Annotated in this window: 19 protein-coding genes; all 19 read left to right on the top strand. The window is 57.9% G+C overall.

Going from position 1 to position 13948, the window contains the following annotated elements; translation table 11 throughout:
* Positions 1-102 precede the first annotated feature (102 nt).
* The 19 genes from AC2D8P_RS14760 (at position 103) to AC2D8P_RS14670 (ending at position 13918) form a co-directional block, all read left to right on the top strand.
* Positions 103-849: a 1-(5-phosphoribosyl)-5-[(5-phosphoribosylamino)methylideneamino]imidazole-4-carboxamide isomerase gene (locus AC2D8P_RS14760; protein ID WP_484703567.1), complete on the top strand. Its 747-nt coding sequence runs from the start codon at positions 103-105 to the stop codon at positions 847-849.
* Positions 850-1008: 159 nt separating this feature from the next.
* Positions 1009-2271: a beta-ketoacyl-ACP synthase II gene (fabF, locus tag AC2D8P_RS14755; protein ID WP_484703566.1), complete on the top strand. Its 1263-nt coding sequence runs from the start codon at positions 1009-1011 to the stop codon at positions 2269-2271.
* Positions 2271-3431, top strand: a complete 1161-nt coding sequence (gene mltG / locus AC2D8P_RS14750) for an endolytic transglycosylase MltG (RefSeq protein WP_484703565.1) — start codon at positions 2271-2273, stop codon at positions 3429-3431. Before fabF ends, mltG begins: the two co-directional genes overlap by 1 nt.
* A gap of 370 nt (positions 3432-3801) precedes the next feature.
* On the top strand, positions 3802-4152 hold the full coding sequence (locus AC2D8P_RS14745) for a hypothetical protein (RefSeq protein WP_484703564.1): 351 nt from the start codon (positions 3802-3804) through the stop codon (positions 4150-4152).
* On the top strand, positions 4079-5422 hold the full coding sequence (locus AC2D8P_RS14740) for a DNA-packaging protein (RefSeq protein WP_484703563.1): 1344 nt from the start codon (positions 4079-4081) through the stop codon (positions 5420-5422). The genes AC2D8P_RS14745 and AC2D8P_RS14740 overlap by 74 nt, the downstream gene beginning before the upstream one ends.
* A gap of 110 nt (positions 5423-5532) precedes the next feature.
* The gene (locus AC2D8P_RS14735; RefSeq protein ID WP_484703562.1) at positions 5533-6705 is read left to right on the top strand and encodes a phage portal protein; all 1173 of its coding nucleotides are present in this window, start codon (positions 5533-5535) and stop codon (positions 6703-6705) included.
* Positions 6702-6953 carry a GTA head formation protein, RCAP_rcc01685 family gene (locus AC2D8P_RS14730; RefSeq protein ID WP_484703561.1) on the top strand — a complete coding sequence of 84 codons (252 nt, stop codon included), beginning with the start codon at positions 6702-6704 and terminating at the stop codon, positions 6951-6953. Before AC2D8P_RS14735 ends, AC2D8P_RS14730 begins: the two co-directional genes overlap by 4 nt.
* A gap of 16 nt (positions 6954-6969) precedes the next feature.
* Positions 6970-7527 carry an HK97 family phage prohead protease gene (locus AC2D8P_RS14725; protein WP_484703560.1) on the top strand — a complete coding sequence of 186 codons (558 nt, stop codon included), beginning with the start codon at positions 6970-6972 and terminating at the stop codon, positions 7525-7527.
* Between the two features lie 29 nt (positions 7528-7556).
* Positions 7557-8741, top strand: coding sequence for a phage major capsid protein (locus AC2D8P_RS14720; RefSeq protein WP_484703559.1), 1185 nt, complete (start codon positions 7557-7559; stop codon positions 8739-8741).
* A 145-nt stretch (positions 8742-8886) separates the two neighbouring features.
* The gene (locus AC2D8P_RS14715) at positions 8887-9489 is read left to right on the top strand and encodes a head-tail connector protein (RefSeq protein WP_484703558.1); all 603 of its coding nucleotides are present in this window, start codon (positions 8887-8889) and stop codon (positions 9487-9489) included.
* A complete protein-coding gene (locus AC2D8P_RS14710; protein WP_484703557.1) occupies positions 9486-9824 on the top strand; it encodes a head-tail adaptor protein in 339 nt (112 codons plus the stop codon). Before AC2D8P_RS14715 ends, AC2D8P_RS14710 begins: the two co-directional genes overlap by 4 nt.
* Positions 9821-10240 (top strand): DUF3168 domain-containing protein, encoded by a 420-nt coding sequence (locus tag AC2D8P_RS14705; RefSeq protein WP_484703556.1) that lies wholly within the window; start codon positions 9821-9823, stop codon positions 10238-10240. The genes AC2D8P_RS14710 and AC2D8P_RS14705 overlap by 4 nt, the downstream gene beginning before the upstream one ends.
* Positions 10241-10251: 11 nt before the next feature.
* Complete coding sequence (locus AC2D8P_RS14700; protein WP_484703555.1) at positions 10252-10665, top strand: phage major tail protein, TP901-1 family; 414 nt, start codon at positions 10252-10254, stop codon at positions 10663-10665.
* Positions 10666-10667: 2 nt separating this feature from the next.
* The gene (locus AC2D8P_RS14695) at positions 10668-11000 is read left to right on the top strand and encodes a gene transfer agent family protein (RefSeq protein WP_484703554.1); all 333 of its coding nucleotides are present in this window, start codon (positions 10668-10670) and stop codon (positions 10998-11000) included.
* Positions 10987-11184, top strand: a complete 198-nt coding sequence (locus AC2D8P_RS14690) for a rcc01693 family protein (RefSeq protein ID WP_484703553.1) — start codon at positions 10987-10989, stop codon at positions 11182-11184. The genes AC2D8P_RS14695 and AC2D8P_RS14690 overlap by 14 nt, the downstream gene beginning before the upstream one ends.
* Positions 11181-11843, top strand: coding sequence for a phage tail tape measure protein (locus tag AC2D8P_RS14685; protein WP_484703552.1), 663 nt, complete (start codon positions 11181-11183; stop codon positions 11841-11843). The genes AC2D8P_RS14690 and AC2D8P_RS14685 overlap by 4 nt, the downstream gene beginning before the upstream one ends.
* 106 nt (positions 11844-11949) lie before the next feature.
* The gene (locus AC2D8P_RS14680; RefSeq protein ID WP_484703551.1) at positions 11950-12582 is read left to right on the top strand and encodes a phage distal tail protein, Rcc01695 family; all 633 of its coding nucleotides are present in this window, start codon (positions 11950-11952) and stop codon (positions 12580-12582) included.
* Entirely contained in the window at positions 12582-13469 is an 888-nt protein-coding gene (locus AC2D8P_RS14675) for a DUF2163 domain-containing protein (protein WP_484703550.1), read from the top strand. Before AC2D8P_RS14680 ends, AC2D8P_RS14675 begins: the two co-directional genes overlap by 1 nt.
* On the top strand, positions 13466-13918 hold the full coding sequence (locus tag AC2D8P_RS14670; protein WP_484703549.1) for a C40 family peptidase: 453 nt from the start codon (positions 13466-13468) through the stop codon (positions 13916-13918). The genes AC2D8P_RS14675 and AC2D8P_RS14670 overlap by 4 nt, the downstream gene beginning before the upstream one ends.
* The last annotated feature ends 30 nt before the right edge of the window (positions 13919-13948 follow it).

The raw sequence follows: 13948 nt of genomic DNA, 5'->3' as shown, positions 1-13948 counted from the left end.
ATTTTTAATGCTATAATTGGGCGAGACTGCCCGGAATAATTGTATGAATCCGGATGGAATCACTTCAGATAGGCACTGTCATTTGCCCGGAGGACTAACTTCATGATCATTTTCCCTACGATCGAACTTCAGAACGGTCATTGCGTTACCCTGAATAGGGGCAATGTTGATGAGCCGACAATCTGGCATGTGGATCCGGTAAACACGGCAAAGAAATTTGCTCATGCTGGTGCGGAGTGGATACATGTCACCGACCTGAACGCGGTGGTTGGTGAAACTGCGAACAGCGAACTCGTGCTGGATATTATCCGTCAGGCCGGGGCACCAATCCAGTTGGCTGGCGGGTTCAGAACCATGGAACATATTTCCAAGGCCATGGATTTGGGCATCGGGCGCGTTGTCATCGGGACAGCGGCTGTACGTGATCCGAATTTCGTTAAAGAGGCTGCAAAGCTTTATCCCGACCAGATCGTTCTGGCGGTGGATGTTTATCAGGGCAGCGTGGTGATTGACGGCTGGCGCGCTTCTACCGCTTTTGATCCTGCCAGCTTTGTGCAGGAATTCGCAACGGCGCCTTTGGCGTCGATCCTGGTGACCGACGTTGACAACTACGCCGGTGATTCTGACGGATCTGTCGGAATGATCTCGGCCGTGGCTGGTGCCGCGCGCAGCCCGGTGATTGCTGGCGGTATTGCAGACAGTCTGGACGACATCTCTCGTCTGAAATACGTGCGCAATATTGCTGGTGCCCAGGTGGGACGGGCATTGTTCAACAAATCCATCGCCCTGGAAGAAGCGCTTGCTGTGGCCCGTGCCGAACCTGCGGAAACCGTGGCAGAGTGGATTTAAGCAAGACCCTCGATAATCTGATCAAACCCCTGTGGTCCTGGGACCATGGGGGTTTTTCGTATCATTATGCAGGCGGGCGTGAAGCGGGCTTGCCCATATGCGCCCTGCCGGGGTATCACCAAGGCTAATGGTCGGCATAAGTAGAAAAAGGACTGGGGCATGCGTCGAGTAGTTGTCACTGGATTGGGAATGGTAACACCGCTGGGGGATGGGGTGGATGTCACCTGGAATCGCCTTTTGGACGGGCAGTCGGGTGCCGGAACGATCACCAGGTTTGACCCGGAACGGGTGACAACCAAATATGCCTGCGAAATTCCGATGGGGGACGGGTCTGATGGCACGTTTAACCCAGACGCCTATATGGAGCCCAAGGAACGCCGCAAGGTCGATGATTTCATCCTTTACGGCATGGCCGCGGCCGATCAGGCGGTAAAGGACGCGGGCTGGATGCCCGAGGATGAGGAAAGCCGGTTGCGCACCGGTGTGATGATTGGCTCTGGAATCGGGGGGCTGTCTTCTATCGCCGATACTGCCGTGCTGCTGGCAGAAAAAGGCCCACGCCGGGTGTCGCCGTTTTTCATTCCCGGGGCGCTGATCAATCTGGTCTCTGGCCAGGTGGGAATTCGTTTTGGCTTCAAGGGGCCGAACCACGCGGTTGTGACTGCCTGTTCCACTGGCGCCCATGCCATCGGCGATGCGGCGCGGTTGATTCAGCTGGATGATGCCGATGTGATGATCGCGGGTGGTGCCGAAAGCCCGATTTCCGAGATTGGCATTGCCGGATTCAACGCCTGCAAGGCGCTGTCCACCAAACATGCTGAGGATCCGACAAAGGCGAGCCGTCCCTATTCCGACGATCGCGACGGGTTCGTGATGGGCGAGGGTGCCGGTGTCGTGGTCCTGGAGGAATACGAACATGCCAAAGCGCGCGGTGCAAAGATTTATGCCGAGGTGATCGGTTATGGCCTGTCGGGCGATGCCTATCACATCACCGCCCCGTCTGAGGACGGTGATGGCGGCTTCCGGTCGATGACGGCGGCGTTGAAGCGTGCGGGCGTTGAGCCAGGTGATGTGGATTATATTAACGCGCATGGCACCTCGACTATGGCCGATACGATCGAACTGGGCGCAGTCGAACGCCTGATGGGCGATGCAGCAGCCACCGCGACCATGTCCTCGACCAAGTCATCGATCGGTCACTTGTTGGGGGCTGCGGGAGCTGTCGAGGCGATTTTCTGTGTGCTTGCCATTCGTGATCAGGTGGCTCCGCCGACGCTGAACCTCGATACTCCGGCTGTAGATACCCCGTTGGATCTGGCGCCGAACAAGGCCGTGAAACGTGATATCGACGTGGCGCTGTCCAATTCCTTTGGTTTTGGCGGAACCAATGCCTCTTTGGTACTGCGCCGGGTCGCTGACTGATGTGGAAGTCATTGGCCTCTAACGGGCTGACCTTGCTGGTCGTGCTGGCCTTTGGTGCGGCGGGTGTCATCCTGTGGGGTAAGAACGAATTTAATGCCGAAGGGCCGTTGACGGATCCGATCTGTTTTCGCGTCGGCGGTGAGGTGCGCACCATTGCCGGCGTGACCCGGGCGCTAGAGGCGCGTGGGGCGATTGGCAATGCCTATGTCTTTCGTGCGGGGGCTGAATATACCGGGCGCGATACTTCGCGGCTAAAGGCGGGAAGTTTTCTGATTTCGCCGGGCGCCTCAATGGAAGAAATTATCGCGACTGTCACGGGTAAGGGCAATTCGACCTGCGGGACTGAGGTAAAGTTTCAAATCGGTATCACAAGCAGCCGGATCGAGATCAGTGAGCTGAATCTGGAAAGCAATCGGTACGAAGAGATTGCGCGGTTTGACCCCGCTGGAGATGAGGTGCCAAGCGCCTATTTGGAGCTGCGCCAAGATCCGGATGTACGATACCGGATCAGCATGGCCGAAGGCGTAACCAGTTGGCAGATCGTTGACGCATTGCGTCAGGCGGATTTTCTGACAGGTGAGATCGCAGAGGTTCCTGCGGAGGGTGTGTTGGCGGCCATCAGCGAGGATGTATATGCCGGGGCGGATCGCAATGAGTTGTTGGACAAGATGCAGGTAGAGCAGGCGACGAATCTGGAAACAGCATGGCTGAACCGCGCTGATGGTCTGCCAATTGCTTCGCCGGAGGAGGCGTTGATCTTGGCCTCTATCATCGAAAAGGAAACCGGCCTGCCGGATGAACGGGGGTTTGTGGCCTCTGTCTTTATCAACCGGTTGCGGCAGGGGATGAAGCTGCAGACCGATCCGACGGTGATTTATGGCATCACCAAGGGACAGGGTACACTGGGGCGCGGGTTGCGCCAGAGCGAGCTGCGCCGTGAAACCCCGTGGAACACCTATGTCATTGCAGGGCTTCCACCAACACCGATTGCCAATCCCGGCAAGGCCAGTATCGAGGCGGCATTGAACCCGGCAGAGTCTGATTATCTGTTTTTTGTGGCCGATGGTACAGGCGGTCATGCGTTTGCCGAAACACTGGCAGAGCATAATCGCAATGTCGCCAAATGGCGCGCGATTGAGGCACAGGGATCCGCGAACTGATTGGTTCTGATCCCAATGATCAACTTAACAGAGACCCGCCTTAAGGCGGGTTATTCTTTTTGTGGGTCAGCATGCGATGCGAGCCGGCGAAAGCGATTAAATGCCTGATGATGGAAGTGGGTTCATTGATGGCATTGTGCGTAAGAGTGTGAGTTATTACATATATAAATCATAGTGTTGTAAGGATAGTTAACAATCAATTACAACCATAGAGCGTGTATTGTTAGATGAATTCTCTTGACATTGCGCGCTGGCGCAAGTATACCTTTGGGCAAGCTAGAAGAAGTGGGCAAGCGGCCCCGGGGTGACCCGGTGGTCGCTTTTCTGTTTCGCTCGTGCGGACAGCATGAGAGGCAGGTTGAGAGACCATATGACATCTGAAAAACCCGAAGGGGAGCGGCGGGCGGCCCAAGAAATCCTTGTGGCCGCCATCGCCGAATACGAGCAATCCGTGGGGGAGTTGAGGGAATTGTTGTCACGCGCGAAGCGTGAGAACGGCCATGTGCAGCACAACAGCCGCGAGGTTTTACGGCAGGTGCATGGTGCCTTGCGGGTGGCATTACAGGAAAGGGACAGGCTTGAAGAATGTCGCAAGAAAGACGGTGATGCCGGTCGGGCAAATGAGCTCGACCTTGGCGCCGCACGCGATGAGGTCGGGCGCCGTCTGGCTCGCCTCCGCGCCGCTGGAGATGCAGGAAGCATTTCTGGCGGGGTTGAGTGAGGAGACCCTGCTGGCGCTACCCTATCTGTTCGAGTTCTGGGCGATGGAGCACCAATTGGCGCATGAGGGAGATTGGCGCAGTTGGGTCATCATGGGGGGGCGCGGAGCAGGCAAAACCCGCGCCGGGGCTGAATGGATCAGAACGCAAGTTGAGGGGGCGCGGCCCGGGGATCGGGGACGGGCCTGTCGTGTGGCGCTGATCGGCGAGACCATAGATCAGGTACGAGAGGTGATGATTTTTGGCGAAAGCGGGATCATGGCCTGTTCGCCACCCGATCGCAGGCCTGAGTGGCAGTCGGCACGTCGCCGGTTGCTGTGGCCCAATGGTGCAGTGGCGCAGATATTTTCCGCGTATGAGCCCGAAAGCCTGCGAGGTCCGCAGTTTGATGCAGCCTGGGCTGATGAAATTGCCAAATGGCGCAAGGGGCAGGAGGCTTGGGACATGCTGCAATTTGCCCTGCGTTTGGGGGAGGAGCCGCGCGCCTGTGTGACCACAACGCCTAGAAACGCGCAGGTGTTAAAAGCGATACTGGCCAATCCAAGCACGGTGGTCACAAAGGCCCCGACAGAGGCAAACCGGGCTCATCTTGCGGCCTCTTTCCTAGCCGAGATGCAGGCGCGTTATGGAGACACGCGATTGGGGCGGCAGGAACTGGAAGGAGAGTTGCTGGAAGATACCGAGGGCGCGTTGTGGCGGCGCGCGCGGCTGGAGGCGGCGCGGGTTTCAACCGCGCCCGATCTGGACCGGATTGTCGTCGCGGTGGATCCGCCGGTCACCGGTCGCGGGACGTCGGATGCTTGCGGGATCATCGTTGTGGGGGCGGTGACAAAGGGATCGCCACAAGACTGGCGGGCCTGGGTTTTGCATGATGCTACCGTCAGTGCCGCATCGCCAGATGAATGGGCGCGCGCGGCTATTCGGGCGATGGAGACGTATGGGGCGGATCGGCTCGTCGCCGAAGTTAATCAGGGGGGCGATCTGGTCGAGAGCGTGATCCGGCAGATTGATCCTTTGGTCCCCTACCGGGGCGTTCATGCGTCCAAAGGCAAGGTCGCGCGGGCCGAGCCGGTCGCGGCCTTGTATGAGCAGGGGCGTGTTGGTCATTTATCGGGTTTGTCCCAGTTGGAAGACCAGATGTGCCTGATGAGCCTGCAGGGGTTTCAGGGAGCAGGAAGTCCGGATCGGGTCGATGCTTTGGTTTGGGCGTTGCACGAATTGATCATCGCTCCGGCGGCGAAATGGCGGCGACCGGGCGTGCGCGCCTTGTGAGGGTATCGCTGCGCGGCGATATAGCGCCTCCGGCGGGAGTATTTAGAGCAAAATGAAACAGGGCCCGGTTTGCCGGAAGGGCGGAGCTATGGCTGAACGAGGAGTGGCATATGTTCGATTTTTTGAAGAAGAGCGGGGGTGAGTTGCCGGAGGTGAAAGCCTCTGCCGCGGGGCCGGTGATTGCTTATCATTCAGGTGGTCGCGTCGCGTGGTCGGCGCGCGATACGGTGTCGTTGACCAAGGCAGGCTTTGCAGCCAATCCGATCGGATTTAGGGCAGTAAAGCTGATCGCGGAGGCCGCTGCAGCTGTGCCCCTGGCCGTGCAAGATCAGGGGCAGCGGTATGAGGTTCACCCGCTCGCGGCGTTGATCCGGCGCCCAAACGGGGCGCAGGGTCGGGCGGAGTTGTTTGAAGCGCTTTATGGGCAGTTGCTGTTGTCCGGGAATGGCTATCTGGAGGCCGTACAAGGAGAGGCGGGGTTGCCGCTGGAACTGCACGTGCTGCGGTCGGACCGGATGCATGTGGTGCCGGGGGCAGACGGGTGGCCGGTGGCCTATGAATACCGTGTTGGTGGGCGTAAGCATCGGTTCGATGTGGCTGGGGAACAGCCGTTGGTCTGTCACATCAAAACCTTCCATCCGCAGGATGATCACTATGGGTTGTCGCCCTTGCAGGCGGCAGCGAACGCGGTGGATGTGCATAATGCGGCCTCGCGCTGGTCGAAATCGTTGTTGGACAATGCGGCGCGGCCGTCAGGGGCGATTGTTTATCACGGGGCGGATGGGCAATCGCAGTTGACGTCGGATCAATATGACAGACTGCAAAATGAAATGGCGGCGCATCATCAGGGGGCGGCAAATGCCGGGCGACCCATGCTGTTGGAAGGCGGACTGGATTGGAAGCCAATGGGGTTCAGCCCGTCGGACATGGAATTTCAGAAAACCAAAGAGTCGGCGGCGCGAGAGATTGCCATCGCCTTTGGCGTGCCTCCAATGCTGTTAGGCATCCCCGGCGATGCAACCTATGCCAACTATCAGGAGGCGAATCGCGCCTTTTACCGGCTGACGGTGCTGCCATTGGTCAGCAAGGTGGCGGCGAGTGTGTCGGATTGGCTGATGCGTTTTCATGGCGAAGCAGTTGGGTTGCGTCCGGATTTGGATCAGGTGCCTGCATTGGCCACGGAGCGTGAAGCGCAGTGGCGGCGAGTTGCTACGGCGGATTTTCTGAGCGAGGCCGAGAAACGCGCGCTGTTGGGACTGCCTGCGCGTGCGGATGATGTATGAGCGATCCGGTGAAGGAAGGCCATCGCAGCGGATCGCGGTTCCTTTATGACAGCTTTGATGCGGCGGCGGCCCGGATTGAGGCCAACGAACGTGTTGTTCAGGTGCAATTTACGGTTTTAGATCAACGTCTTGATCGAATTGAGGCAGTTATGGAGCGGCTGGAACGGCGGCTTTGGTTGACGGTGTATGGCGTTGTCGGGGTGATCCTTGCGCAGGGTGTGGCGACGCTGATTGAAACGGCACCGTAGAAGAAAGGTAGGAGAGTTGGAAAACTATCAAGAACATCGGCTGGAGGTGAAATTCTGTCGTCTGGAGGAAGGCGTGCAGATCACTGATGGTAGCCGGATTGAGGGCTATGCGAGCCTGTTTGGTAAAGGCGATCAGGGCGGTGATGTGGTGCAGCCGGGAGCCTATGCCAAATCACTGGCGGGGCTGAAAACAGCTGGGCGGCAGGTAAAGATGTTGTGGCAGCATGATCCGGGCCAACCCATCGGGATTTGGGACGAGGTTCGGGAGGATGCGAAAGGTCTTTACGTCAAAGGCCGCATTCTGACCGAGTTGGAAAAAGGGCGAGAGGCCGCCGCGCTGATCGGGGCGGGGGCGATTGACGGGTTGTCGATCGGATACCGCACGAAAACGGCCTCTCGCGATGGTCATGGGCGCAGGCTCTTGACGGAACTGGAGCTTTGGGAGGTGTCGCTGGTGACATTCCCGATGCTGCCGGAGGCACGGATCGCCGCCAAGGGTGAAGCGTCTGATGGCGATCTGATGCTGGAATTGGCGCAGGTCTTTGACGAGGCGCGCCAGGCACTGGCCCGCTGACGCGCGCCACATAACTGACAGGAACGAAGATGAAAGAAACCGAGACGAAGGCTCGGGGCGTGGGGATTGTTGTGCCTGCGGACCCGTCACCGGTGGCGGAGGTCAAGACCGCGCTGACCGGATTAATCAATGATATCAACGCAAAGCTAAACAAACAGGATGAAAAACTGACTATGTTTGAACGCAAGACCATCACTGCCGCACGCCCGGCACTATCGACCACTGCCGAAAACAACGCCCCGCATCAAAAGGCCTTTGCCGCCTATCTGCGCTCTGGCGATGATGATGCGTTGCGGGGGCTGGAAATGGAGGGCAAGGCCATGTCCACATCGGTGTCTGCCGATGGTGGATTTCTGGTAGACCCGGAAACAGCGGAAACCATCAAGGGTGTTCTATTTGGCACATCGTCGTTGCGATCGGTTGCCAATGTGGTGAATGTCGAGGCGACGTCGTTTGACGTGCTGGTTGATCACACGGAAATGGGTGCAGGCTGGGCAACGGAGGCAGGCCCCTCAACAGAAACCGGTACGCCGCAGTTTGACCGGATCACCATCCCACTGCATGAATTGAGCGCCTTGCCCAAAGCCTCGCAGCGTCTGCTGGATGATGCGGCGTTTGATATCGAGGGCTGGCTGGCCAAACGCATCGCCGACAAGTTTGCACGGGCGGAGGCCGCGGCTTTTGTTGCTGGTGATGGTGTGGACAAACCCAAAGGGTTCCTGACCCATGCGACTGTGGCTGATGACAGTTGGACCTGGGGCAATCTGGGCTATATCGCAACCGGCGTGGATGGCGATTTCTCGGGCGCCTCCCCTTGTGATGCGGTTGTCGATCTGGTCTATGCGCTGGGCGCTGAATATCGCGCCAATGCGAGCTTCGTGATGAATTCGAAAACCGCCGGCGCCGTTCGCAAGATGAAGGATGCGGATGGCCGGTTCTTGTGGTCTGATGGTCTGGCAGCCGGGGAGCCTGCGCGTCTGATGGGCTATCCGGTACTGATCGCCGAGGATATGCCGGATATTGCCAGCAATGCCCATGCAATTGCCTTTGGTGATTTCGGCTCTGGCTACACGATTGCCGAACGTCCTGATCTGCGGGTTTTGCGTGATCCGTTCTCTGCCAAGCCGCATGTTCTGTTCTACGCGACCAAGCGCGTCGGTGGCGATGTCAGCGATTTTGCGGCAATCAAGCTGTTGAAATTCGCGGTCAGCTAATTCGCTGAACGTGGCGGGTCGTGGGAACACGGCCCGTCTGGGCGCATGCCGGCATCCCTTGTCGTCTAGCTGTTTCCCTCCGTCCGAGCGGCCGGGACGGGATGCGCCCGGTATTTGGCGGAGGGCGGAATAGCGGGAGATTTCCATGATATTGAATGAACAGAGCACGGTTCCTGTCTCTGCCCTGCCGCTGGCGGAGTTCAGGGAGCATTTGAAGCTGGGATCTGGCTTTGCCGACGACGGAGCACAGGATGGGTTGCTGGAACGTATGTTTCGCGCGGCCATGTCGGCGATTGAGGCTCGAACAGGTAAAATCCTGGTGTCGCGGGAATTCATGTGGGTGATTGATGCCTGGCGTGATGAGCAGGAGCAAGCTTTGCCCGTGGCACCGGTAACGGCGATCACCTCTTTCAAGCTTGTGTCCCCAAACGGGGTGGAGGCCGTGGTGGCGGCGGAGCGCTATGCGCTGATGACAGATACGCACCGGCCCAAAGTGTTGGCGACGGCGGCCGCATTGCCGGATATTCCTTTTGCCGGGTTGGCAGAGATCAAGATGCAGTCGGGATTTGGCGCCGACTGGGCTTCGGTGCCGCATGATCTGGCCCAAGCAGTGTTCCTGTTGGCAGCGCATTACTATGAGGTGCGCGCCGAAGGGGATTTGCCCGGCATTCGCGGGTTGATGCCCACAGGGGTCAGCGCCTTGATCCAGCGCTACAAAACAGTACGCCTGCTGGGTGGCCGCGCATGAGACGACCCGAACTAACGCGCAAGCTGGTGCTGGAAGAGGCGCAGCGCGTACCGGATGGTGCGGGTGGGTTCACCCAAAACTGGATTGCATTGGGATCGTTATGGGCTGAAGTCCGGGCCGGGTCCGGGCGCGAGCAGGCGCAGGATTTGTCGACGGTGTCGCAACAGATGCTGAAGATTACCGTGCGGGCGACACCAGTGGGGGTGCCCTCTCGTCCAAGGCCGGATCAACGATTTCGTGAGGGTGGGCGGATATTCCACATCCTGTCGGTGACAGAAGCTGATCCATGCGGCCGGTTTCTGACATGTCGGGCCAGAGAGGAGCGTATCGCATGAGCTATGCAGTTTCTTCAGCCCTGCAGACCGCGATCTATCAGCATCTGGTGCAAGATGCAGCGTTGGTGGCGTTGGTGGGTGCGCATGTATATGACACGCTTCCGTCAGGGGAGATACCGGGCACTTACGTTAGCCTTGGCCCCGAAGATGTACGTGACAAATCGGATGGTTCCGGCAGTGGGTCAGAACATTTGTTCACCATCAACGTGATCAGTGACGCGGCGGGGTTTAGCAATGCCAAATCTGTAGCCGGGGCCGTATCAGATGCGTTGATAGACGTCGATCTGACACTTGCCCGTGGCACGCTTGTCTACCTGAAATTTGACCGGGCTACGGCCCGTCGTGTCGGAACAGGAGCGGTCCGGCGCATTGATCTGAGATTCCGCGCTCGCGTGGATGACCACCCAATTCCATAGGAGAAAACACAATGGTTGCCCAAAACGGCAAAGACCTGTTGATCAAGCTGGACCAGACCGGCAGCGGATCGTTTCAAACCATCGCTGGGCTTCGCGCTACGCGCATCAGCTTTAACGCCGAGGCAGTGGATGTCACAAACCTGGAGAGCCAGGGGGGCTGGCGTGAATTGCTATCGGGGGCGGGGGTGAAATCGGCCTCCGTTTCTGGCTCCGGCGTTTTCAAGGATGCCACGACGGATGAACGCGCGCGCCAGATATTCTTTGACGGTGAAGTGCCTGATTTTCAGGTAATTATCCCGGATTTCGGCATCGTTGAAGGGCCGTTCATGATCACCTCTGTCGAATACGCGGGCTCGCATAACGGCGAAGCGACCTATGAATTGTCGCTGGCCTCTGCTGGGGCGCTGACATTCACGGCGATCTGAGTATGGCAAATCCTTGGAGGGGAGAGGTCAGCCTGACTATCGATGGCGAGGCGCATGTGTGCAGATTGACACTTGGGGCTCTGGCGGAGCTAGAGGCATCTCTGGGCGCTGATACTTTGGTCGCCCTGGTGGAGAGGTTCGAGGCAGAAGCCTTCAGCGCGCGAGACGTTATGGCCTTGCTGCTGGCCGGGCTGAAGGGCGGCGGTTGGCAAGGTCAGGCCTCTGATCTGCTGGTGGCAGACATTGCGGGTGGGCCGTTGCAGGCCGCGCGGGTGGCGGCGCGGCTATTGACCTGTGCCTTTGTGCTTCCCGAGGCGGCAGATGCCGCGGATTGATTGGGCCCTGTTGTTGAAAGCGGGTCTGCACAGGGCGGGTCTGCGGCCGGCTGAGTTTTGGGCGCTAACCCCGGCTGAACTGATGCTGATCTTGGGGCGCGATCACGCAAAGCCTATGCAACGCGCCGGGTTGGAGGCGTTGCTGAAAGCATTCCCCGACACAATAGGAGGGCAATCCGAATGACGGATGACGATAAACTTGGGGCATTCGAGAACGAATTAGACGCGCTGCAGGATGTCATGGGGCAAGCGACCGATTTGACCAGTGCGTTTAAAATGGAACTGGCCCGTACCCAGACTGCAATTGATGGAACAACCAGCGAAATGCGAAAATTGTCTTCGGCGACGAGCCAGGGAATAAAGCGGGCGTTGGATGGCATTTTGCTGGGCGAAGCCACGTTAAGCGATGCGTTGGAAGGGATCACGCGGTCCATTCTTGATAGCGCCTATGCCATTGCAACCCGGCCTGTCACCGATGCGCTGGGTGGATTGGTTGCCGGTGGGATCAACAGCCTGTTTGGCGGGTTGTTCCAGTTCGTCGATGGGGCCGGGTTTGCACAGGGGCGGGTGATGCCCTTTGCCGATGGCGGTGTTGTCAGCGGGCCGACCTATTTCCCGATGCGTGGCGCAACCGGGCTGATGGGGGAAGCCGGACCAGAGGCGATCATGCCGCTGTCGCGTGGGGCCGACGGGCGGCTGGGGATTCGGGCCGAAGGCGGCGGTCGCGCGGTAAATCTTGTGATGAATATCAGCACCCCTGATGTGGCCGGGTTTCAGCGCAGCCAGACCCAGATTGCCGCCCAAATGGGTCGAGTATTGGGGCGCGGTGCCCGCAATCGATGAAAAATAAAAGCTGATCGCAGAAATGACCCGGGGCATTTGAGCGTCTGCCGGGCAACATTTTGCGAAATGTAATACCATCTCACGCAGCTGGAGAGGAGTAGTTCGGATGAGTTTTCATGAGGTTAGGTTTCCGACGACACTGAGCTTTGGTTCTGTCGGTGGACCTGAACGGCGGACGCAAGTGGTGACGCTGGCAAATGGGTATGAGGAACGCAATACACCCTGGGCGCATTCAAAGCGTCGCTATGATGCGGGGCTTGGGATGCGATCCCTGGATGATTTGCATCAGTTGATTTCGTTTTTTGAGGCCAGACTTGGCCGCATGTACGGATTTCGTTGGAAAGATTGGTCCGACTACAAAACATCAATGACGGCAACAGACATCGCCTTTGATGATCAGGTTATTGCGACAGGGGATGGATCCGTCGCCGATATTCAATTGATCAAAACATATACGTCAGGGCCCCATAAATATTCCCGACCCATTTCCAAACCGGTGGCAGGTCGGGTTCGTGTTGGGGTTGGCGGAGCTGAAGTGTTCGAAGGGGTGGATTACACCGTTGATGTTGCGGCAGGGCTTGTTCGATTCAACAGCCCACCGGATGCAGGTGCTCAGATCACAGCAGGGTTTGAGTTTGATGTACCGGTGCGGTTTGACACAGAGGCCATTCAGGTTTCGGTCGAAAGTTTTCAGGCAGGAGAGGTGCCATCGGTGCCCGTGGTAGAGGTGCGGATTTGATGGGGGAACTTTCTGAATGGGACGCGCATCTGAGGTCTGGTCGCACCACAGTTTGCTGGTGCTGGAAGATAGAGAGGCGTGATGGATTGGTCTTGGGGTTCACTGATCATGATTTGCCCCTGACGTTCGATGGGATCGAATTTCGTGCTGACACGGGGATGACGGCGCAGGCATTGTCATCAGGGACAGGGCTTGCCGTAGATAATACCGAAGCTGTTGGAGCGCTAAGCAGTTCTGCCATCACAGAGGCGGATATTTTGGCGGGCCGGTTTGATGGGGCGATTGTCGAGGCCTGGCTCGTCAACTGGTGCGACGTGTCGGCACGGCAAAAGCTGTTTCGGGGAACTTTGGGTGAAATTGCTCGCCGAGACGGAGCCTTTCATGCGGAACTGCGGGGGTTGACGGAGGCGTTGAATCAACCCCAAGGGCGGGTGTTCCAAAAACCCTGTTCGGCCGTATTGGGAGATCGTCTTTGTCAATTTGATCTTAGCCAACCCGGGTTTTTTGCGGAGCACCCGGTTGGTGTTGTTGATGGCGGGTCCAAGTTTGAGTTTATCGATTTGGCTGGGTTTGCTGATCAGTGGTTCGAGGGGGGACGTCTGACGGTACTGTCGGGTGCTGCCAAAGGTCTGATCGGGTTGATTAAGAATGACCGACTAAGTGGGGTGGGGAGAAAGATTGAGTTGTGGGACAGTCTTCGCGCCGATGTTCAGCCGGGAGATATTGTTCGTGTCGAGGCCGGTTGCGACAAGCGCGAGGAAACCTGCAAATTCAAATTCAACAATTTCATCAACTTTCGGGGCTTTCCGGACATCCCGGGGGAGGATTGGTTGATAAGTTATCCGACCCGGTCTGGCCGGAACACGGGTGGAAGTTTGAAGCGATGAATGACCAAAGATTGGTCGGGATACGTGCGGCAAATGAAGCGCGCCGTTGGATCGGCACACCCTATTTGCATCAGGCGAGTCTGATCGGGGCAGGGGCAGATTGTTTAGGATTGTTAAGGGGTGTTTGGCGATCACTTTACGGATCCGAACCAGAAACCATACCCCCCTATACGTCTGATTGGTCTGAACCTTCGGGCAAGGAACGATTGTGGCTGGCAGCGATCCGGCATCTAAAAGTCAAGTCAATTGAGCAAGCTGAGACCGGAGATGTTTTGTTGTTTCGCATGCGAGATGGATCGGTGGCCAAGCATTTGGGAATTCAGGGAAATGTTGGGAACCATGCGAGCTTTGTCTTGTGTGGATGTCTCCTGCAAAGCAAGACTTTTTTCGAGGTGATAGGCAATTTGTCAGATACGGTCTTGTGTCCGGCCTGTTCGCGCGGAACTTAAGCCCGCTGGCCTTGATGGTTTCCGCTGATC

The sequence above is a fragment of the Roseovarius sp. YIN77 genome (assembly GCF_057219155.1).
This window is presented reverse-complemented; position numbering and strand designations above follow the sequence as displayed.

Excerpts from the sequence above, each read along its gene's own strand:
- AC2D8P_RS14760 (WP_484703567.1), top strand. The coding sequence starts at position 103 with ATGATCATTTTCCCTACGATCGAACTTCAGAACGGTCATTGCGTTACC.
- fabF (WP_484703566.1), top strand. The coding sequence starts at position 1,009 with ATGCGTCGAGTAGTTGTCACTGGATTGGGAATGGTAACACCGCTGGGG.
- mltG (WP_484703565.1), top strand. The coding sequence starts at position 2,271 with ATGTGGAAGTCATTGGCCTCTAACGGGCTGACCTTGCTGGTCGTGCTG.
- AC2D8P_RS14745 (WP_484703564.1), top strand. The coding sequence starts at position 3,802 with ATGACATCTGAAAAACCCGAAGGGGAGCGGCGGGCGGCCCAAGAAATC.
- AC2D8P_RS14740 (WP_484703563.1), top strand. The coding sequence starts at position 4,079 with ATGAGGTCGGGCGCCGTCTGGCTCGCCTCCGCGCCGCTGGAGATGCAG.
- AC2D8P_RS14735 (WP_484703562.1), top strand. The coding sequence starts at position 5,533 with ATGTTCGATTTTTTGAAGAAGAGCGGGGGTGAGTTGCCGGAGGTGAAA.
- AC2D8P_RS14730 (WP_484703561.1), top strand. The coding sequence starts at position 6,702 with ATGAGCGATCCGGTGAAGGAAGGCCATCGCAGCGGATCGCGGTTCCTT.
- AC2D8P_RS14720 (WP_484703559.1), top strand. The coding sequence starts at position 7,557 with ATGAAAGAAACCGAGACGAAGGCTCGGGGCGTGGGGATTGTTGTGCCT.
- AC2D8P_RS14715 (WP_484703558.1), top strand. The coding sequence starts at position 8,887 with ATGATATTGAATGAACAGAGCACGGTTCCTGTCTCTGCCCTGCCGCTG.
- AC2D8P_RS14710 (WP_484703557.1), top strand. The coding sequence starts at position 9,486 with ATGAGACGACCCGAACTAACGCGCAAGCTGGTGCTGGAAGAGGCGCAG.
- AC2D8P_RS14705 (WP_484703556.1), top strand. The coding sequence starts at position 9,821 with ATGAGCTATGCAGTTTCTTCAGCCCTGCAGACCGCGATCTATCAGCAT.
- AC2D8P_RS14700 (WP_484703555.1), top strand. The coding sequence starts at position 10,252 with ATGGTTGCCCAAAACGGCAAAGACCTGTTGATCAAGCTGGACCAGACC.
- AC2D8P_RS14695 (WP_484703554.1), top strand. The coding sequence starts at position 10,668 with ATGGCAAATCCTTGGAGGGGAGAGGTCAGCCTGACTATCGATGGCGAG.
- AC2D8P_RS14690 (WP_484703553.1), top strand. The coding sequence starts at position 10,987 with ATGCCGCGGATTGATTGGGCCCTGTTGTTGAAAGCGGGTCTGCACAGG.
- AC2D8P_RS14685 (WP_484703552.1), top strand. The coding sequence starts at position 11,181 with ATGACGGATGACGATAAACTTGGGGCATTCGAGAACGAATTAGACGCG.
- AC2D8P_RS14680 (WP_484703551.1), top strand. The coding sequence starts at position 11,950 with ATGAGTTTTCATGAGGTTAGGTTTCCGACGACACTGAGCTTTGGTTCT.
- AC2D8P_RS14675 (WP_484703550.1), top strand. The coding sequence starts at position 12,582 with ATGGGGGAACTTTCTGAATGGGACGCGCATCTGAGGTCTGGTCGCACC.
- AC2D8P_RS14670 (WP_484703549.1), top strand. The coding sequence starts at position 13,466 with ATGAATGACCAAAGATTGGTCGGGATACGTGCGGCAAATGAAGCGCGC.